Annotated in this window: 19 protein-coding genes; 3 read left to right on the top strand and 16 right to left on the bottom strand. The window is 71.3% G+C overall.

Annotated features, from left to right (window positions below; translation table 11 throughout):
* Window positions 1-105: 105 nt before the first annotated feature.
* The 5 genes from AC068Z_RS17050 to AC068Z_RS17030 all read right to left on the bottom strand — a co-directional run bounded on the left by AC068Z_RS17050 (window position 106) and on the right by AC068Z_RS17030 (window position 5162).
* Window positions 106-1017 (bottom strand): LysR family transcriptional regulator, encoded by a 912-nt coding sequence (locus AC068Z_RS17050; RefSeq protein WP_478555905.1) that lies wholly within the window; start codon window positions 1015-1017, stop codon window positions 106-108.
* Window positions 1018-1110: 93 nt separating this feature from the next.
* Complete coding sequence (locus tag AC068Z_RS17045; protein WP_478555903.1) at window positions 1111-2073, bottom strand: sugar ABC transporter substrate-binding protein; 963 nt, start codon at window positions 2071-2073, stop codon at window positions 1111-1113.
* Between the two features lie 31 nt (window positions 2074-2104).
* A complete protein-coding gene (locus AC068Z_RS17040) occupies window positions 2105-3121 on the bottom strand; it encodes an ABC transporter permease (protein WP_478555901.1) in 1017 nt (338 codons plus the stop codon).
* Complete coding sequence (locus tag AC068Z_RS17035) at window positions 3118-4611, bottom strand: sugar ABC transporter ATP-binding protein (RefSeq protein WP_478555899.1); 1494 nt, start codon at window positions 4609-4611, stop codon at window positions 3118-3120. The genes AC068Z_RS17040 and AC068Z_RS17035 overlap by 4 nt, the downstream gene beginning before the upstream one ends.
* Window positions 4608-5162, bottom strand: a complete 555-nt coding sequence (locus AC068Z_RS17030; protein WP_478555897.1) for a carboxymuconolactone decarboxylase family protein — start codon at window positions 5160-5162, stop codon at window positions 4608-4610. Before AC068Z_RS17030 ends, AC068Z_RS17035 begins: the two co-directional genes overlap by 4 nt.
* A 234-nt stretch (window positions 5163-5396) precedes the next feature.
* Here AC068Z_RS17030 and AC068Z_RS17025 point away from each other — a divergent pair, with 234 nt between their 5' ends.
* Window positions 5397-5801, top strand: coding sequence for a cupin domain-containing protein (locus AC068Z_RS17025; protein ID WP_478555895.1), 405 nt, complete (start codon window positions 5397-5399; stop codon window positions 5799-5801).
* A 4-nt stretch (window positions 5802-5805) separates the two neighbouring features.
* On the opposite strand, the gene AC068Z_RS17020 is transcribed toward AC068Z_RS17025, so the two are convergent.
* The 9 genes from AC068Z_RS17020 to AC068Z_RS16980 all read right to left on the bottom strand — a co-directional run bounded on the left by AC068Z_RS17020 (window position 5806) and on the right by AC068Z_RS16980 (window position 13598).
* Window positions 5806-5973, bottom strand: coding sequence for a hypothetical protein (locus AC068Z_RS17020; RefSeq protein ID WP_478555893.1), 168 nt, complete (start codon window positions 5971-5973; stop codon window positions 5806-5808).
* A 209-nt stretch (window positions 5974-6182) separates the two neighbouring features.
* Window positions 6183-7508 (bottom strand): MFS transporter, encoded by a 1326-nt coding sequence (locus AC068Z_RS17015; RefSeq protein ID WP_478555891.1) that lies wholly within the window; start codon window positions 7506-7508, stop codon window positions 6183-6185.
* Between the two features lie 137 nt (window positions 7509-7645).
* Window positions 7646-8596, bottom strand: a complete 951-nt coding sequence (locus AC068Z_RS17010) for a VOC family protein (protein ID WP_478555889.1) — start codon at window positions 8594-8596, stop codon at window positions 7646-7648.
* A complete protein-coding gene (locus AC068Z_RS17005) occupies window positions 8593-9654 on the bottom strand; it encodes a 4-oxalomesaconate tautomerase (protein ID WP_478556350.1) in 1062 nt (353 codons plus the stop codon). Before AC068Z_RS17005 ends, AC068Z_RS17010 begins: the two co-directional genes overlap by 4 nt.
* Window positions 9655-9677: 23 nt before the next feature.
* The gene (locus AC068Z_RS17000; protein ID WP_478555887.1) at window positions 9678-10382 is read right to left on the bottom strand and encodes a 4-carboxy-4-hydroxy-2-oxoadipate aldolase/oxaloacetate decarboxylase; all 705 of its coding nucleotides are present in this window, start codon (window positions 10380-10382) and stop codon (window positions 9678-9680) included.
* The gene (locus AC068Z_RS16995; RefSeq protein ID WP_478555885.1) at window positions 10379-11128 is read right to left on the bottom strand and encodes a PIG-L deacetylase family protein; all 750 of its coding nucleotides are present in this window, start codon (window positions 11126-11128) and stop codon (window positions 10379-10381) included. The genes AC068Z_RS17000 and AC068Z_RS16995 overlap by 4 nt, the downstream gene beginning before the upstream one ends.
* A 47-nt stretch (window positions 11129-11175) precedes the next feature.
* The gene (locus AC068Z_RS16990; protein ID WP_478555884.1) at window positions 11176-11826 is read right to left on the bottom strand and encodes a GntR family transcriptional regulator; all 651 of its coding nucleotides are present in this window, start codon (window positions 11824-11826) and stop codon (window positions 11176-11178) included.
* 135 nt (window positions 11827-11961) lie between these two features.
* The gene (locus AC068Z_RS16985) at window positions 11962-13053 is read right to left on the bottom strand and encodes a maleylacetate reductase (protein ID WP_478555882.1); all 1092 of its coding nucleotides are present in this window, start codon (window positions 13051-13053) and stop codon (window positions 11962-11964) included.
* A gap of 29 nt (window positions 13054-13082) precedes the next feature.
* On the bottom strand, window positions 13083-13598 hold the full coding sequence (locus AC068Z_RS16980) for a hypothetical protein (RefSeq protein ID WP_478555880.1): 516 nt from the start codon (window positions 13596-13598) through the stop codon (window positions 13083-13085).
* A 122-nt stretch (window positions 13599-13720) separates the two neighbouring features.
* On the opposite strand from AC068Z_RS16980, the gene AC068Z_RS16975 reads away from it, so the two are divergent.
* On the top strand, window positions 13721-14065 hold the full coding sequence (locus tag AC068Z_RS16975) for a cupin domain-containing protein (RefSeq protein WP_478555878.1): 345 nt from the start codon (window positions 13721-13723) through the stop codon (window positions 14063-14065).
* Here AC068Z_RS16975 and AC068Z_RS16970 read toward each other — a convergent pair.
* Complete coding sequence (locus AC068Z_RS16970) at window positions 14055-15059, bottom strand: LacI family DNA-binding transcriptional regulator (protein WP_478555876.1); 1005 nt, start codon at window positions 15057-15059, stop codon at window positions 14055-14057. The two genes, AC068Z_RS16975 and AC068Z_RS16970, sit on opposite strands and share 11 nt — an antisense overlap.
* A 111-nt stretch (window positions 15060-15170) precedes the next feature.
* On the opposite strand from AC068Z_RS16970, the gene AC068Z_RS16965 reads away from it, so the two are divergent.
* Entirely contained in the window at window positions 15171-16325 is a 1155-nt protein-coding gene (locus AC068Z_RS16965) for a Gfo/Idh/MocA family protein (protein WP_478555874.1), read from the top strand.
* A 15-nt stretch (window positions 16326-16340) separates the two neighbouring features.
* Here AC068Z_RS16965 and AC068Z_RS16960 read toward each other — a convergent pair whose 3' ends face one another.
* Window positions 16341-17363 carry a LacI family DNA-binding transcriptional regulator gene (locus tag AC068Z_RS16960; RefSeq protein WP_478555872.1) on the bottom strand — a complete coding sequence of 341 codons (1023 nt, stop codon included), beginning with the start codon at window positions 17361-17363 and terminating at the stop codon, window positions 16341-16343.
* Between the last annotated feature and the right edge of the window lie 104 nt (window positions 17364-17467).

The raw sequence follows: 17467 nt of genomic DNA, 5'->3' as shown, positions 1-17467 counted from the left end.
CTCGTTTCGCGGGTCGCCAGTGAGCCTAGGTTTGGGGATCGCAGGGGCTCAACGCCCGTGCTCTACGGGTTGTGCAAACGTTTCTTGCGTCGGGCGAAAGGCGGGCTACGGCTGAATCACCGGAATCGGATTGCGCGAGAACCACTCGGTGAGGAATTCCAGGAACACGCTGATCTTGCGCGGGGCGGCCTGCCCGGGACCGTAGATGGCGTACAGCGGCCGGTCGGGTACGGCGAGTTCGGGGAGCAGGACCCGCAGCGCGCCGGAGACGAGGTCGTCGTAGGCCGGCCGCTGCGGGAGCAGGGCGATGCCGCGGCCGTGCACGGCGGCCTTCTGCAGGGCTAGGTAGGAGTTGGACGAGAAGGCCACGTTGCGGATCTTGTGCAGGGTGGAGGCGTGGCCGTGGCCGATCCGCCAGACGGGGTCGTTGACGTGCACGAGGCAGTCGTGGTGCGCGATGCCGTTCGGCTCGGTCAGCGGGCCGTTGCGGTCCAGGTACTCCTTGGACGCGCACAGCACGAACGGCAGCGAGGCGATCTTCTTGAGGCGGACGCTGGAGTCGCGCAGATCCCGGGTGTGGAAGGCGATGTCGAATCCGCTGTCGAGGAAATCGTAGGTACGGTCCGACATGCCGCCGAGTTCGAAGCGGACCTGGATTTTGGGGTGGGCCGCGGAGAACGCGGCTATGGCGTCCCCGAGGTCCAGACTCCCGATCCATTTCGGGCAGATGATGCTGAGCGTGCCCTCGGGCCGGTCGTGCAGCTGGGCGATTCCGGCGTCCTCCGCCTCGATCTCCTGGAGGATCCGGGCGGCGAATTCGGCATACCGCTGGCCCGGTTCGGTGAGGCTCACCGAACGGGCCGTGCGGTTGACGAGCCGTACCCCGATCTGCCGCTCCAGCTCGGCCACATGACGGGAGACCAGGGAGCCCGACGAGCCCAGCTTCTTGGCGGCCCCGCTGAAGCTGCCGACCTGTGCGACGGTGACGAAGCTGTGCATGAGAAGCAGACGGTCCATGGTTCCTCGGTTCCTCGGGGGCGGGCGAAGTAAGGGCACCCTAAGTGAAACGATCTCGTTCCATAAGGGGTGTGACCAGCCCTTTTTCCAGGGTCACTCGGCGCAGTAGGCGGGCGCCTGGTCGGCGTTGTCCTTCGTCACGAGGGTGAGCGGGGTGCGGGTCACCTTCTCGGCGCCCTTGGCCTTGTCGAGCAGCTTCACGGTGCTGTCCAGGGCGTTGGCGCCGGTGAGCTGGGCCGGGTTGGAGACCGTGCCGAGGAAGGTGCCGTCCTTGACGGCCTCGACACCGCGCTCGGTGCCGTTGTTCGTGACGATCTTGACGTCGGCCTTGGCCGCCTTGAAGGCGTTGAGGGCGCCGAAGGCCATCTCCTCGTTGGCGACGAAGACGTAGTCCAGGTCGGGGTGCGACTGGATCATGTTCTCCGCGACCTCCTGGGCCTTGGCGGGGCTGAACATGCCCGGCTGGTTGGCGACGACCTTCGCGGTCTTCGGGAGGTTGTCGGTGAAGCCGCCCACCAGGACGTCGGAGGCGGCGCCGGGCGCACCGGCGACCACACCGACCTGCACGTTCTTGCCGGCGGCGTCCTTCGCGACCAACTCGGCGTCCATCTTGCCGACCTCGGCGAGCGGGACGACCGAGGCGCCGAGCACGTCCTTCATGTCGTCCAGCAGCACCGAGGTGAGGAAGATCGGCACGTTCGCCGCCTTGGCCTTGGCTATGTCGGCCTCCAGGGCGTCCACGTTGACCGTCTGGACGATGACCGCGTCGACCCCGCGGGAGATCATGTCCTCGATGTTGGACAGCTCCTTGCCCGGGTCCTGGGTGGAGTTGGCGGTGTACAGCTCGACGCCCAGTTCCTTGGCCTTCGCCTCGATCGCGCCCTGGAGACAGGTGTGGAACTCGGTGTTGTTGCCGTTGACGAAGCCGATCGTGTAGTCGCCGTCACCGGCGGCGGTGCTCACCGTGTTCTCGTCCTTGGAGCAGCCGCTGAGCAGCAGCCCCGCTCCCACGGCGGTGGCGACGACGGCGGTGCGGTACCGGGAGGTGATTCTCATCGTGCGGTGCCTTTCGTGTCGGACGTGCGGTTCAGTGGGCCGAGTGGCGGGACTTCTGGAGCTGGTTGGCGATCGCGGCGATCACCAGGACCGTGCCGACCGACACCGGCTGGTAGAAGGAGGAGATCTGGAGCAGGTTCAGCGAGTTGGCGACCACGCCGAGCAGGACGACGCCGAGGATCGTGCCGACGACCGTGCCCCGGCCGCCCTCCAGCGCCGTACCGCCGATGACGACCGCCGCCACGGCGCTGAGCTGGAGCATCAGTCCGCCGCCGGGGCTGGGGCTGCTCGCCACCAGACGGGACAGGAGCATGACGCCGGCGAGGCCGGACAGGGCGCCGGCACCCGCGTACAGCAGGAGCTTGTTGCGGTTGACGCCGATGCCGCTGAGCCGGGCGACGTGCTCGTTGCCGCCGATGGCGAACAGATCGCGGCCGTACGTCGTGTACTTCATGACCACGGCGGTCAGCGCGAGGACGATCAGCGCCAGCCAGGTCAGGTTGGGCAGTCCGATGAAGTAGCCGGCGCCCAGGTCGGACAGCGCGTCGCCGCCGGAGACGGTCTTGCCGTCGAGGATGACGAGCTGGACGCCGTCCAGGATGGTGGCGGTGGCCAGCGTGACCACGAAGGGCGCGACCTTGGTGTAGGTGATGACCAGCCCGTTGACCAGGCCGATCGCCATGGCGAGGGCGATGCAGGCGAGGATCGTGACGGCGACCGAGCTGCCGTTGTGCAGGAGTTGGGCGGCGAAGGCGGCGACGACGTAGACGTTGCTGCCCATGGAGAAGTCCATGCCGCCCGCGGTCATCACCAGGGTGAGGGCGGCGGCGATGACGGCCGTGATGCTGACCTGCCGCAGCACGTTGATCAGGTTGTCCTGGGTCAGGAAGGCGTCGCTCTGGGTGGCGGTGAAGCCCGCGACCAGGACCAGCACCAGGATCAGGCCCAGGTGCGGGATCCGCTGCACGCCGGCGAGGAGGCCGCCCTTGGCGCTCTCCTGGCGCGGAGCGGGCTGCTCCACCTCGGGGGCCGTCGTCTTCAGGCTCATGAGTTGTTCCCTCCCAGGGCGGTCGCGACCAGTTCGTCGCGGGTGATGCGGGCGATGTCGTGCTCGGCCACGACGCGGCCGGAGCGCACGACGACCGCCCGGTCGGCCAGGCGCATGACCTCCTCGGCGGAGGAGGAGGCGAGCAGGACCGCCACGCCCCGGCTCGCGAGGTCGTCGATGATCGTGTGGATGTCGGCCTTGGCGGCGACGTCCACCCCGTTGGTGGGGTCTTCCAGGAAGACCGCGGCGGGCGCTGTCTCCAGCCACTTGGCGAGCAGCACCTTCTGCTGGTTGCCGCCCGACAGCGCGCCGATGGCCGGGTTGCGGGCCAGGGTGACCACGCCGTAGGTGTCGCGGCGCGGGGCGGCGCGGCGGGTCTGCTCGGCCTCGCGGTGCAGCCGGTGCCGGTCGAAGCGGTCGCTGGCCAGCATCAGGTTCTCGTCGACCGAGAGGCCGGGGATGATGCCGAGGTTGCGGCGGTCGCCGGTCACACAGCGCAGTCCGCTGCGCAGCGAGTGCCGTACCTTGCCCAGCGGTACCGGGCGGCCGTCCACGAGGAGTTCGCCGGAGTCGGGGCGGACCCGGCCGGAGAGCAGGTCGAAGAGGTAGGACTGGGCGTCGCCGGCCGCGCCGAGCACGCCGACCACCTCGCCCCGGCGGACCTCGACGCCGAAGTCGCGGATGAAGCGGCCGCGGCCCAGGCCCCGGACCTCCAGGCCGACCTCGTCCTTGGGCGCGGGGCGGGTCGGGCGGTGCGAGACGACGTCCCGGCCGACCATGTGCCGGACCAGGCCCGGTCCGTCGAGGTCGTCGACGCCGCCGGTGTGCACGACCCGTCCGTCGCGCATCACGGTGACCCGGTCGGCGATGTCCAGGACCTCGTCGATGTAGTGCGAGATGTAGACGATGGCGATGCCCTCGTCGCGGAGCCTGCGCACCAACTCCTTGACCTGCTCGGCCGCGTGGGCGCCCAGACAGGCGGTGGGCTCGTCGAGGATGAGGACCCGGCCGCCGCGGCGCACCTCGCGGGCGACCTCGACCATGGTCTGCTCGGCCACGGTAAGCGCCCCGGCCGGCTGTTCCACGTCGAGGTGGATGCCGAGGTCGCGCAGCGCCCTGCGGGCCTCCTCCTTCACGGTGGACCAGCTGACCCGGCCGCCTTTGACGGGCAGCACGCCGAGCAGGACGTTCTCGGCGACGGTGAGCCCCATGACGAGTTCGCGGCGCTGCGGCACGAAGGAGATGCCGAGCCGCCGGGCCTGCCGCATGGTCAGCGAGCGGTGGGCGTGGCCGTCGATGTCGACGGTGCCCCGGTCGGGCTGGTGGACCCCGGCGAGGACGTGCACGAGGGTCGACTTCCCGGCGCCGTTCATGCCCATCAGGGCGTGCACCTCGCCGGGGTTCAGGTCGAGGCCCACGTCCTTGAGCGCGGCGGCGCCGCCGAAGCTCTTGGTGACGCCCCGGACGCGGACCACGGCTGAGGGGCTCACGGCGTCGCCTCGGGCACGACCCGTGCGTAGCCGCGGACGTCCGGGAACGGCGGTTCCTTGTCGGCCTGGAGGTCCACCTGGAAGGCGTTCAGGCACATGCCGAGCATGGTGAAGTTGCCGAGGGCGCCGATGGTGTCGACCAGGCCCTTGGGGCCGAAGTGGGCGAGGGCGTCGGCGAAGGTCTCGTCGGAGACGAAGTGGTCCTCCAGGACCTCCCGGCAGAACCGGTAGAAGGCCTGGTCCGCGGGGCTGTCGAAGACGGCCTCGCGCTTCTCGGCGACGGCCCGGACCGCCTCCTCGGGGATCCCGGCCTCGATCGCCTGGTGCACATGGGCGTTCCAGGAGTACTGCGCGTCCCAGTTCCGGGCGGCCATCAGCAGGCTCAACTCGCGCAGATGCTTGGGCAGGGAGCAGTCGAAGCGGGCGAACGCCCCGAGGGACTCGGCCCGTTCGCACATCTCCGGGCTGTGCAGCCAGACCCGGAACGGACCGCGGACGGCGCCGCGGCGGCCGGCGATCCGGGCGGCCAGCTCCTGCTGCCGCGGATCCATTTCCTCTTGGCTGAGAACGGGGAGCCTCATGTGGCCGATACCTGCCTTTTCTTTCCGGCACGTTGCGGGCACGGAACGAGTCGCCGTGCGATGCCAGGCGACGCTACAGCCGGGTCCGGAAAGCTCACCCCTCCCGGAGCGCAAGGTAAAACTGCACGCCGGAGGGCACCCATTTCGCGGGGGCGCGACCTACCGTCGGTTGCCTGGAACCAGGTGACGGAGAGGAACCCCCGGATGACCACGATCATCAAGGTCGCGTCGGTGCCGCTGCTGGACCGCGGCGGAGCCGTCGTGACGACACCGCTGATCACCACGCCCTCGGCGGGCGGCGAGAATAGGATCACCAGCGGGATGAGCGTGTACCCGGTGGGCTCCGGTGCCCCCCTTCACTCGCACAACTGCGACGAGCACGTGACGATCCTCGAGGGTGAGGCGGAGGTGGTGGTGAACGGCGAGGCGACGAAGCTGGAGCAGTTCGACACCACGTACATCCCGTCCCCGATCCCCCATCTGTTCCGCAACATCGGCGACCGCCCGTTGCGCATCCTGTGGGTGTACTCCTCGGGCCATGTCACCCGCACCTTCACCGAGACCGGCCGGACGGTGGAGCATCTGTCGGCCGAGGACCAGATGGGCTGAGGCGTCAGCCGGCGCCGTGGCGCCGGGCGGCGAGGACCTCGTGCGCCGAGCCCTCCAGCAGCAGGGCCCCGACCTCCTCGCCGTCGCGGTGCAGCCGTACCCGCGGCACGTCGACGATCACCCGCAGTTCCGGCCACGGATCCGCCAGAGCACTGCGGACCGCTCCCGCCACTGGATGCCGAGCGTCGTCACCCGCACCTGGTACCGCGGACCCTGGTGGAGGTCGGGCGGGGTGTACTCGGTGCATGGCGGCCTGACCGGGTAGGCGCCGAGCCGCATGAACAGCGGGACGTCCTGACCCTCCCGGCATATGCCCGCCCCCCTTATGTGACGCCGGACGCCGGTCACCGCTCTCCTCGCGGTGACCGGCGTCCGTCGCTGTCAGTGGGTGGTGACCAGCTCCTGCGGGGCGCTGTCGGCCGGGGTCTTCCGTCCGCCGCGCAGAGCGGCGATGCCGATGAAGACCATGGACGACAGTCCGGCGAGCGCGAAGGCGGTGAAGCCCCAGTCGCCGTTGTTCGCCGCCAGCAGCTGACCGCCGAGCCAGGGCCCGAAGACGGCACCGAAGCGGCCCATGCCGGAGGTCCAGCCGACGGCGGTGGCGCGGTTCCCGGGGTTCGAGCGGATCGAGACCGTCGCGTAGATCATCGTCTGGGCGCTGTTGAGGAACACACCGGTGAGGAAGACGACCGTCATGGTCACCGCGAGCGGCATGTGGACGCTGAGCAGGAAGACCCCGGCGGCGGTGAGCGCGAACCAGATCGCCGAGATGCGCGGGGCACCGAAGCGGTCGGCGGCCCGGCCCGCGACCAGCATGCCCACGATGCCGCCGAGGTTGAAGACGACCACGAAGGTCAGCGCGGAGCCCAGCTCGTAGCCCTCGGCGCGCATCAGGGTGGGCAGCCAGGTGGCGACGCCGTAGACCAGCAGCAGTCCGCCGAAGGAGGCGCACCAGTACAGCAGGGTCTGGATCCACTCGCCGCCCCGGAAGAGGCCCATCAGGTTGGCCCAGCGGTCGGCGGCGCCCGCCTTCTCGGACTTGGCGGCGGGGAGTTCCACGTCGTAGCGGGCGGCCAGGGCGCGGGCCTCGTCGGTGCGGCCCTTGGCGACCAGGAAGCTGAGGGACTCGGGCAGGAACTTGGCGAGCACCGGGGCGAAGAGCAGCGGGAGCACGCAGACCCAGAAGGCGGCACGCCAGCCGGCCGGCTCGATCAGCCACTTGGCGACGTAGGCGGAGAGGATGCCGCCCGCGTGGTGGGCGGTCATCAGCAGGCCGATGATGATCGCGCCGCGGCCGCGCGGGGCGTAGTCGGACACCATGCTGATCGCGGTGGGGAGCAGTCCGCCGAGGCCGACGCCCGCGAGGGTGCGGCCGAGGCCGAAGACGGCGACGGAGTCGGCGATCGCGCAGACCCCGGAGGCCAGCGAGAACAGGACCACGCAGGACACCATGAGCTTCTTGCGCCCGATCCGGTCCGCCACGGTGCCCGCGGTGAGGGCGCCGACCAGCATGCCGAAGGTGGCGTAGGAGCCGAGGTCACCGGCCTGGTCGGGGGTCAGGCCGAAGGTCTTGGTCTCCAGCAGGTGCGGCAGCACCGAGCCGTAGATGAACATGTCGAGGCCGTCGAAGAGCACGGCCAGCCAGCACAGACCGACGACCAGGAAGGCCAGTCTGCTGCCGCGGGCGGATGGAGCGAGGGGGGACATCTTTGTTCTTCCTCTCGTGCGGGGTGCGCTAGACGCTAAGGAGCCGTACCGAAAGAGTCAACGTTTTTGTCAACAATCTCATCGACAATCTCGCGGGCAGCCTCGTCGCTGCCGGTACGGCTCCTCACGCGCCCCTCTCACGCGACCGGCGGGGTCCCGTGGGTGTGGAACGACTCGATGGTCTTCAGGCCCCAGGCCTGCCCCTTCTTGCGCTCCTCCTCGGTCCAGGTGATCAGCGGCCAGTCGGGCGCCAGCACCAGCCGGGTGAGCGGGTTGCACAGCTCGATCCGGTTGCCGCCCGGCTCGTAGACGTAGAGGAAGAACGTCTGCTGGATGGCGTGCTTGTGCGGTCCCGTCTCGATGAACACCCCGCTGTCGATGGCCAGATCGGCGGCGCGCAGCACGTCCTCGCGGGTGTCGGTGGCGAAGGCGATGTGGTGCAGCCGTCCGGTGGAGCCGGTCCAGTCCGAGGTGTAGACGACGTCGTACGACTTGTTCGTGTACGTCAGCCAGCGCGCCGCGATCTTCCCGGTGTCGAGCCGGATCTGCTCCGTCGGCCGGGCGCCGAGCACGTTCTGCTGGAACTCGGCGTTGGCGAGCACGTCGGCGGCGAGGAAGTTGACGTGGTCAAGCCGCCGTACGCCCACGCCCCGGTTGGGCTTGGCCTGCGGCTGGTTCTTCAGCGCGGGCCGCAACTCCTCGGGGGCTTCGTAGTGTTGGCTCTCCCAGTACAGGGCGTGCTCATGGCCGTCCGGGTCGGTGGTGACGTAGAGCTTGCCGAGGCCGGGTTCGTCCTCGACCCAGTGTCCGGTCCCGCCGGCCTCCTCGACCGCCCGCACCCGGCGCCGCAGCGCCTCCTCGCTGGAGGTGCGCAGCGCGAGCCGGCCGAGGCCGGGATGTTCGCGGGCCGTGAGGACGAGACTGTGGTGCTCGTAGTCGTCGAAGGTCCGCAAATAGACGGCTTCGCCGATCTGCTGATTGACCGTCAGGCCCAGATAGTCGGTGAAGAAGGCGACGCTGGCGTCCAGATCGGGCGTGAACAGCTGGGCGTGGCCGATGTGGGCGATGTCGCCGAGCGGCGGAGTCATCCTTGACCTCCAAGGGGTTGTGCGGCGACGGCCCTGGGGAAGACGGTGCCGTCGAAGATCTTGCGGGCCGTGCGGACCACGGCGGTGCGGCGGGCGGACGGCAGGCCGTCGGCGGCGGTGCCGAGGCTGCTCTCGATGTCCAGGAAGCCCGTGGGGTGTTCGATCCGGACCCGGTCGCCGCCGGGGTCGAGGCGGGCGAGGCCCTCCCCCACACCGCCGTCGATCCGCAGGCCCGCGGCCACGCTGGCCGCGCCCAGCACCCCGATGGAGGTGTGGCAGCGCACGGGGATGAAGGTGCGGGTGCTGACGGCGCCGCCGTGCCGGGGCGGGGCGAGCAGGGTCAGCTTGGGGACGGTGGTGTCGGAGACGTCACCGAGGCCCATGAGGCGGCCCGCCCGCAGCCGGATCCGCCGCAGCCGGTCGGCGAGTTCGGCGTTCTCCTCCAGTTCCCGGGGCGACTCGTAGCCGGTGACCTTGAGCGCTGTGGCCTCGATCAGGACCGTCGGCATGCCGTTGTCCACGCAGGTCACGTGCACGCCGTCGATCTCGTCCCGGGCGCGTCCGGTGGGCAGCAGGGCCGAGGCGCCCGGCGGGAACTCGATCACCACGGGGGCGGCCGTCCCGGGCACGCCCGAAATCTCGGCGTCCCCGGTGTAGTCGACCCGTCCGCCGGGGCTCGGGAAGGTCGCCGTCGCGTAGTCACCGCTGTTGACCATGCGGATCCGGACGGCGGTCTCCTCCTCCCCCGCCGGGACGAGCCCGCGTTCCACGGCGAACGGGCCGATCCCCGCGAGGATGTTGCCGCAGTTCTGACGGTCGCTCACCTCTGGCCGGTCGACGGCGACTTGGAGGAAGAGGTAGTCGACATCGGCGTGCGGGTCGGCCGACGGCGACACCACGGCCACCTTGCTGGTCAGCGGATGAGCCCCGCCGAGCCCGTCGATCTGCCGTTCGTCCGGGCTGCCCATGATCCGCAGCAGCAGCTCGTCCCGGGCGGCCGGTTCGGCGGGCAGGTCGTCGGCGAGGAAGTAGGCACCCTTGGAGGTGCCGCCGCGCATCAGCAGACAGGGCACCTCGTCGGTCACGGCCGCTCTCCCTCGTACTCCTCGTACGTCCGGTACTCGACGCCGAGGGACTTGAGCTTCTCGCGCAGGCCGTAGCGGTCCAGGCCGAGCTGGCCGTCGAGGAAGGCGGCCCGGGTGGCGGCCTCCTTGGCCTCCCGGGCCTCGGACTTCTCCACCGTCTCGCGCACGCGCTCACGCGGGACGACCACGACTCCGTCGTCGTCGGCGAGGATCGCGTCACCGGGGCGGACCACCTGGCCGTCGATGGCGATCGGCACGTTGACCGAACCGCCCGTCGCCTTGACCGTGCCCTGCGAGGAGACCGCCCGGGACCAGGCGGCGAAGTCCATGTCCCGCAGCTCCTGGGTGTCGCGGATGCCGGTGTTCAGCACGACACCGCGCACGCCCCGCTGCTGGAGAGCGGTGGCGAACAGCTCGCCGAACAGGCCGTCGGTGCACGGCGAGGTGGTGGTGACGACCAGGATGTCGCCCTCGCCGCACTGCTCCACGGCCGCATGGATCATGAGGTTGTCGCCGGGCCAGCTCAGCACGGTGACCGCGGTGCCGGCGACCCGTACGCCCTGCTGGACAGGCCGGATCTCCGGGCCCAGCAGGCCCGTTCGCCCCATCGCCTCGCTGACGGTGGCCACGCCGTACGCGGCCAGCGCGTCGACGTCCTTCAGTTCCGCCTTCGGCGGTCCGGTGACGATCACGCCGCTCATGCCAGCTCCTTCGCGATCTGCGGGAAGGGGCGCATGTACGCCTCGGCCATGGTCTTGTGGGCGAGGCCCAGGTTGGGGCCCGCGTTGCGCTTGAGCTGGACGCCCCGGCGGACGGCGAGGTCGGTGTAGTAGTCCCACAGGTGCTGCTGGGCGCCGAGGCACTCCATCGCCTTGCGCTTGGTCTCCCAGACCTCGGTGATGTCGAGGAGCACCTCGGGCCGGAAGCCGCTCATCTCCGGCTGGTGCGGCTCGAAGTAGAAGACGGGCGGGGCGCCGATGATGTCTCCCTCGCCGGGGTAGCCGATGGCCTGGGCGAGGATCCGGGCCTCCAGCGCCATCCGGTTGGCGGCCGGGTGGTCGCCGTTGTACGGGTCCTCGGTCGGGTGGGTGAGGACGACATCGGGCTGCGTGTCGCGGTAGACGGCGACGAGCTGGTCGGTCAGCTCGGCGGTCGGGACCAGCGGGTAGTCGCCGGCGTCGAAGAAGCGGACCTCGGCGCCGAGGGTGGCGGCGGCCCGCTCGGCCTCGTCCCGCCGTATCGCCTTGATCTCGTCCAGCTTCCTGCCCTCGCGCCACGCCTTGGCGGACTCGCCGCGCTCGCCGAAGGTCAGACAGGCGATGGTGACCTTCTCACCGCGTGCGGCGGCCAGGGCGATGGCACCGCCGGCCCGCCACACGAAGTCCCCGGCATGCGCGGTGATCACCAGTGTCGAACGTGGGGCGGCGGGCGCGCCTGACTGCGTCATTGCTGAAATCTCCTTGGAGTGGACAGGTGGGCGCCCGCCGCGTGCGACTAATCGCGCAGCGCCTCGATCACGCTGCTGAGGTGGGCGCGGACGGCCGTCTCGGCCGCCTCGGGGTCCCTGGCCCTGATCGCCTCGATCATCGCCAGGTGCTCGTTCAGGGACTGCTGCGGACGCCCGGGCCTCAGTGCCAACTGGAAGCGGTGGCGGACCAGTTGGGCGTTGAGCCGCTCCAGCAGCTCCAGCGCGGTGCGCTGGCCGGAGAACTCCCGGATCCTGGTGTGCAGTTCATGGTTGAGGTCGGAGTAGGTGACCGGCTCACCGGCGGCCACGGCCTTGGTCATCGCCGTGCCCAGCTCGGTGAGTTCGACCAGCTGCTCGTCGCTCGCCGCCACGGCCGCCTTCGCCGCGCAGAGTCCTTCGAGGACCATGCGGCACTCGGTGATGGCGACCGCTTCCTCCACCGTCACGACCCGGACCCGCGAGCCGCGGTTGCGGATCCGCTCGACGAGGCCCTGGGCCTCCAGATCGATGAGCGCGGCACGGATGCTCGCCCGTGTCACACCGAACTGCTCGGCGAGTTCGTTCTCCACCAGCCGCTGTGCCGGTGCCATCTCGCCGTGCAGGATCGCCTGCCGCAGCCGCGCGAGCGCGTGCTGTTTGGCCTGCTCCCCGGTGCTCGGACGGGCTTCTTTCGGCATCGTTGCCCTCCCTGAGTGAGTGCCTGTCGAACCTAAATCTAGCCAGACAAGATTGTCAACAATTTTGTCCGACACATTGAAGGCAACATGGCCCGGGATGAAGTCCGAGGACTGAGAGGACTGAGGAGCCGGGGCTCAGGGCATCTCGTACGACGCCGGCGGCTCCCCCTCGTACGCCCCGCGCAGCACCCTCAGCACCCCGTCCGTCGTCACCGGGCGGGGATTGATTGAGCTCTCGCCCACGGTCTGGGCGGCGGCATGCTCCAAGTCGGCTTCGGACAGGCCGAGTTCGGCGAGGGAGCGCGGTGCGCCCAGGCGCCTGGGCAGCTCCCACAGGGCGTGCGGGGCGTCCTCGGTGTCGAGGGCGCGGGCCACCGCGGCGGCGGCCTCGGGGGCGGCGGGGCTGTTGTGGGCGAGGACGTGCGGCAGCACCAGCGTGTGGGTCTCGGCGTGCGGCAGCCCGTAGGAGCCGCCGAGGACATGGCAGAGCTTGTGGTGCAGGCCCATGGTGGCGGCGCCCAGGCTCGCCCCGCACAGCCAGGCCCCGTACAGGGCCCGGCCGCGGGCCTGGAGGGACTCGGGCTCCGCGGCCACCGCGGGCAGGGCCCCGGACATCACGCGGATGCCCTCCTCGGCCGTCAGCGCGGTCAGGGGCGAGGCGTCGGGCGCGTACAGGGCCTCCACCGCGTGCGCGATGGCGTTGACACCGCTGGTCACGGAGAGCGGCACGGGCAGGGAGAGGGTCAGCTCGGGGTCGTAGACGACGCTGCGCGGCTGGACGACGGGGTCGCGGCCGGTGCGTTTGACGCCGTGCTCGGTCAGGCCCCAGACGGGCGTCATCTCCGAGCCGGAGTAGGTCGACGGCACCGCGATCAGCGGCAGCCCGGTGCGCAGCGCGACGGCCTTGCCGAGGCCGATCGAGGAGCCGCCGCCGACCGCGACGCACCCGTCGGCGCCCGCCGCGCGCGCCGCCTCCACGGCCCGGCCGGCCACCTCCACGGGGACGTGCATCCGCGCCTCGGCGTGCACCCCGGCACAGAGCGCGCCGAGGGAGTCCGCGACGGCGTGCGCGGTGTCGGCGCCGCGCGGCCCGGAGAGCACCAACAGCCTCCGCAGGCCCAGGCGCCGGGCCTCGCCGGGCGTCGCGGCGGTGGCGGCGCCGGGGCTCAGCACGATCCGGGCGGGCGGGTACTCATGGGTGAATGCGAGGGCTTCCGGGTCCTTCACGATCGCTCCACACAAGGTCGTCGTACGCGTCATTTGATCAGCGCGTTGGCCACCACTACGCCTACCCCGAGGAGCGCGTCCCCCAGCCCGATCAGGATCGCGGCGGGCCACGAGCGGCCGGCCCAGCGGGCCGTGACGAGGCCCAGGGTGAACAGCAGGACGATGTTCAGGGCGAACGCGGGGTACTCCACGCCGTTCGCCGGCCACCAGCCCCAGCCGGCGCCCGCCAGGATCACCAGCGTGGGCAGCACCGCCGTGACCAGGGGCCACTCCTCGGCGAGCGCGCGCAGGGCGTCCCAGCGGCGGTGCGGGGAACGCTCGGCGATGTAGTGGGCGTAGCCGTGGGCGAGGGCGGAGGCCAGTGCGGTCACCAGCAGCCAGAGGGCGTCGTAGCGGCGGCGGGCCTGGGAGGCGTGGCCGTACTGGGTGAGGGCGGCGACCATCGAGCACGCGAGGACGGAGCCGTAGACACCGCCGAACAGGACGGCCTCGCGGGTGTCGTGCCCCCTCGGTCGCGCGCCGACGGCCTCGGTGTCCTGCGTCATGCCCTCCACGATCACCCGGCCCGCCCGGCCCCGCCAGTCGCGACGAAGTGTCCTGCCACCAGGGCCGATACCGCACACTCTGTCGACGGCCGTGATCCACTCCCGCTGGTTAGGGTCCTGCCATGAGCCACAGTTTCGTTGTCCACGTCCCCGACGCCGAGCTCGAACCCGAGCCGCTCGACCCGGCGCAGATCGTCTCCGGCACCCCCGAGGTGACCGGCAAGGTCGTCTGGGAGTCGGCCGACGGGCGGCAGCTCCGCGGGGTCTGGCAGATCACCCCGGGCGTGGTCACCGACACCGAGGCGGACGAGCTGTTCGTGGTGCTCAGCGGCTCCGCCACCATCGAGGTCGAGGACGGCCCGACGCTGGAGGTGGGGCCCGGCGACCTGGCCGTACTGCGCGCGGGCGACCGTACGACCTGGACCGTGCACGAGACCCTGCGCAAGGCCTACGCCATCAGTCTGTGAGCGGCGGGGCCGTCGTGCCGCGGATCTCCAGGGCGGGGGCGGCCAGTCGGATCCGGCCCGGAGTCTCGGGGCGGTCGAACCGGTCGAGGAGGCAGCGGGCGGCGCGCCGGCCGACGTCGTGGCCGGCGCCGTCCACCGTGGTCAGCCACACGTGCCGCAACCGGGAGATGCTCGTGTTGTCGTAGCCGACGACGGACAGGTCGCGCGGGACCTCCAGGCCCAGTTCCCCGGCCGCCGAGAGCGCGCCGACGCAGGCGATGTCGTTGACGGCGAACACGGCCGTCGGCCGGTCGGGGCGGCCGAGCAGCCGCACCGTCGTGCGGTAGCCGCCCTCCTCGGTCATGTCGCTCGGCTCGACCCGCGCGGTGTCCGCGAGGCCGTGCGCGCGCATCGTCTCCTCGAAGCTGCGCCGGCGCAGCTCGCCGACCGCGCCGTAGCCCGCGATGTGCGCGATCCGGCGGTGGCCGAGGCCGATGAGGTGCTCGGTGACGAGCCGGGCGCCGTGCTCGTCGTCCCCCGCGACGACGTCGACCCGGGGCGGCACCGCCTCACGGGCGCCCGCCACGACCACCGGCATCCGCTCGGCGACGGCTCCGAGCGCGGCCGGATCCGGCAGGGTGCCGACCACGACGAGGCCGTCCACGCGCAGGTCGAGGAAGGGCTCGGCCGGGTCCTGGCCGGTACGGCGGTTGAGCCGGGCGTCGGCGAGCAGCATGTGCAGGCCGTTGTCGTGCAGCAGGGAGTTGAGCCCGTCGAGCAGGTCCACGAACCAGGGGTTGCGCAGGTCGTTCAGGAGGACCCCGACGGTCCGGGTGCGGCGCTCGCTGAGGCTGCGGGCGGCGGTGTTGGGGCGGTAGCCCAGTTCCCGCACGGCCCGCAGCACGGCCTCCCGCCGCTCCGGCCGCACCTGTCCGGAGCCGCGCAGCACCAGCGAGACCAGGGACTTGGAGACGCCGGCCCGTTCGGCCACGTCACGGATCGTCGGCGGTCTCATGTCCTGGACCGTTCCACGGTCGCCACGGGCTTGTCAAAGGGTTGACATCGGGCGGAAACGGCACTCAGGGTGGGTCGGACAGGTTCTGGACCGGTCCAAAGAAGGGCTGTCATGGTGGATGCGCTCGGGGTCGCCGTCGTCGGATTCGGCTGGATGGGCCGGGTGCACACCCAGGCCTACGCCCGCGTCCGCCACCACTACCCGCGGCTCGCCGTGCGTCCGGAGCTGGTCACGGTCGCCGAGGAGGTGCCGGGCCGGGCCGAGGAGGCCGCCGCGCAGTTCGGCTTCGCCTCCACCACGCGTGACTGGCGCGAGGTGGCCGCCGACCCCCGGGTCCGGGCGGTCAGCGTCACCGCCCCGAACTTCCTGCACCGCGAGATCGGCGTCGCCATGGCCGAGGCGGGCAAGCACCTGTGGATCGAGAAGCCGGTGGGCCTGAGCGCCGAGGACGCCCGCGCGGTCGCCGCCGCGGTCACGAAGGCCGGGGTGCGGGGCTCGGTCGGCTTCAACTACCGCAACGCCCCCGCCGTGGAGGCCGCCCGCGACCTGATCGGCTCCGGGGAGATCGGCACGGTCACGCACGCGCGCGTGCGGCTCTTCAGCGACTACGCCGCCCATCCCGAGTCCGCGCTCACCTGGCGCTACGAGCGCGAGCGCGGCGGCAGCGGAGTCCTCGGCGACCTCGCCTCGCACGGTGTGGACCTGGCCCGCTTCCTGCTCGGGGACCTCGCCTCCCTCGTCGCCGACACGGCGGTCTTCCTCACCGAGCGGGCCCGCCCGACCGGCGCCACCGCCGGTCACTCCCGGGCGGCGGGCGGCGTACTCGGCCCGGTCGAGAACGAGGACTTCGTCAGCTGCCTGATCCGCTTCGCCTCCGGCGCCCGCGGTGTGCTGGAGGCCTGCCGGGTCTCGGTCGGCGAGCAGAACAGCTACGGCTTCGAGGTGCACGGCACCAGGGGCGCGGTCTTCTGGGACTTCCGCCGGATGAACGAGCTGGGGGTCAGCCGCGGCACGTCGTACCAGGACCAGCCGGTCAGCACGGTCTACGTCGGCCCGGGCGACGGCGAGTTCGGCGCGTTCCAGCCCGGCGCCGCGAACGCCATGGGCTACGACGACCTGAAGGTCGTGGAGGCCTACCGCTTCCTGCGCTCGATCGCCGAGGACCGGCCCTACGGTGCCACGCTCACGGACGCCGTGCGGGCCGCCGAGGCGCTGGACGCGATGGCCCGCTCGGCGGAGTCCGGCGGCTGGGTCGACCTGCCCTGAACCGGTCGATCTCGCCTAGCCGGTCGGCATGTTGTAGGGCGTCACCACCTGGATCGCGGACGGCAGCGCGGGTCCCGCGGGCGGCAGCGCGCCGTGCGCCCGCATGACGTGGTGGCAGGCCTCCCGCAGGTCCTGGCGCAAGTCGTGGTGGAGGACCACGGACAGCCGCTCCTCGCGCAGCAGCCGGGTGTTGTCGTGGTCGAGGTCGTGCGCGATGAACACCGCGCACTCGCGGCCGAGGTCCGCGAAGGCCCGCAGCGTGGCGATGTTGCCGCCGCCGATGGAGTAGACGGCCCGGATCTCCGGGTCCCGGACGAGGGCCGCCCGGACGAGGTCGTACTGGGTGGCGTCCAGGCCCTGTCCCTCGGCGATCTCCACCAGCGCGCGCTCGGGATGGCGGGCGCGCATGGCGCTGCGGAAGCCCATCTCACGCTCCTCCTCGTTGCGGAAGAAGCCGCTGGAGAGGCTGGTGAGCACATTGCCGGGCCGGTCGCCGAGCCAACGGCCCATGAGGTACGCGGCGGTCGCCCCGGCGGCCCGGTTGTCGATGCCCACGTAGGCGAGGCGCGGGGTGGAGGGCAGGTCGGTCACCAGGGTCACCACCGGGATGCCCGCCTCCGTCAGCCGGCTGACGGAGGCCGCGACCTCGGGGACGTCCGGCGCCTTGAGGATCACGCCCTGCGAGCCGCGCCGGGCGATCCGGTCCAGGGTCCGGGTCAGCTCCGCGGCCGGTCCGGTCTCCCGGAAGTGGAAGCGCGAGCGCACCACCGCCGGGTGCAGGGACGGCAGTTCGGCCTCCAGGGCGGCCCGTACGGCGGTGCTGAACCGCTCGGGGGTCTGCATCACGATGTCGACCATGAAGGTACGGCCGACCAGCCGGACCTGGGTGCGCTGCCGGTCCAGATCGGCGATGGCCTGGCGGACCTCGCGCGCGGTGCTCTCCCGCACCCCGCCCCGGCCGTTGAGCACCCGGTCCACGGTGGCCTCGCTCAGACCGGCCTGCCGTGCGATCTCCCGGATCGGGAACGGGTGGCCCATGCCGCTGCTCCTTGAGGGGTTTTTGATGGATGCCTGCTGGTTGTTCGACGGCTTTGTCCTGACAAGAATGACAGCGCTGAGCCGCCCCTGTCACCGAGAGGACG

It is taken from the genome of Streptomyces sp. NPDC043726, from assembly GCF_056436565.1.
Note: the sequence above shows the minus strand (reverse complement) of the source record. Positions and strands in the feature narration are given on the sequence as shown.

What these genes read in the sequence shown, in the direction of transcription:
- AC068Z_RS17050 (WP_478555905.1), bottom strand. Translation starts at nt 1,017, where the DNA reads ATGGACCGTCTGCTTCTCATGCACAGCTTCGTCACCGTCGCACAGGTC.
- AC068Z_RS17045 (WP_478555903.1), bottom strand. Translation starts at nt 2,073, where the DNA reads ATGAGAATCACCTCCCGGTACCGCACCGCCGTCGTCGCCACCGCCGTG.
- AC068Z_RS17040 (WP_478555901.1), bottom strand. Translation starts at nt 3,121, where the DNA reads ATGAGCCTGAAGACGACGGCCCCCGAGGTGGAGCAGCCCGCTCCGCGC.
- AC068Z_RS17030 (WP_478555897.1), bottom strand. Translation starts at nt 5,162, where the DNA reads ATGGATCCGCGGCAGCAGGAGCTGGCCGCCCGGATCGCCGGCCGCCGC.
- AC068Z_RS17025 (WP_478555895.1), top strand. Translation starts at nt 5,397, where the DNA reads ATGACCACGATCATCAAGGTCGCGTCGGTGCCGCTGCTGGACCGCGGC.
- AC068Z_RS17015 (WP_478555891.1), bottom strand. Translation starts at nt 7,508, where the DNA reads ATGTCCCCCCTCGCTCCATCCGCCCGCGGCAGCAGACTGGCCTTCCTG.
- AC068Z_RS17010 (WP_478555889.1), bottom strand. Translation starts at nt 8,596, where the DNA reads ATGACTCCGCCGCTCGGCGACATCGCCCACATCGGCCACGCCCAGCTG.
- AC068Z_RS17005 (WP_478556350.1), bottom strand. Translation starts at nt 9,654, where the DNA reads ATGCGCGGCGGCACCTCCAAGGGTGCCTACTTCCTCGCCGACGACCTG.
- AC068Z_RS17000 (WP_478555887.1), bottom strand. Translation starts at nt 10,382, where the DNA reads ATGAGCGGCGTGATCGTCACCGGACCGCCGAAGGCGGAACTGAAGGAC.
- AC068Z_RS16995 (WP_478555885.1), bottom strand. Translation starts at nt 11,128, where the DNA reads ATGACGCAGTCAGGCGCGCCCGCCGCCCCACGTTCGACACTGGTGATC.
- AC068Z_RS16990 (WP_478555884.1), bottom strand. Translation starts at nt 11,826, where the DNA reads ATGCCGAAAGAAGCCCGTCCGAGCACCGGGGAGCAGGCCAAACAGCAC.
- AC068Z_RS16980 (WP_478555880.1), bottom strand. Translation starts at nt 13,598, where the DNA reads ATGACGCAGGACACCGAGGCCGTCGGCGCGCGACCGAGGGGGCACGAC.
- AC068Z_RS16975 (WP_478555878.1), top strand. Translation starts at nt 13,721, where the DNA reads ATGAGCCACAGTTTCGTTGTCCACGTCCCCGACGCCGAGCTCGAACCC.
- AC068Z_RS16970 (WP_478555876.1), bottom strand. Translation starts at nt 15,059, where the DNA reads ATGAGACCGCCGACGATCCGTGACGTGGCCGAACGGGCCGGCGTCTCC.
- AC068Z_RS16965 (WP_478555874.1), top strand. Translation starts at nt 15,171, where the DNA reads ATGGTGGATGCGCTCGGGGTCGCCGTCGTCGGATTCGGCTGGATGGGC.
- AC068Z_RS16960 (WP_478555872.1), bottom strand. Translation starts at nt 17,363, where the DNA reads ATGGGCCACCCGTTCCCGATCCGGGAGATCGCACGGCAGGCCGGTCTG.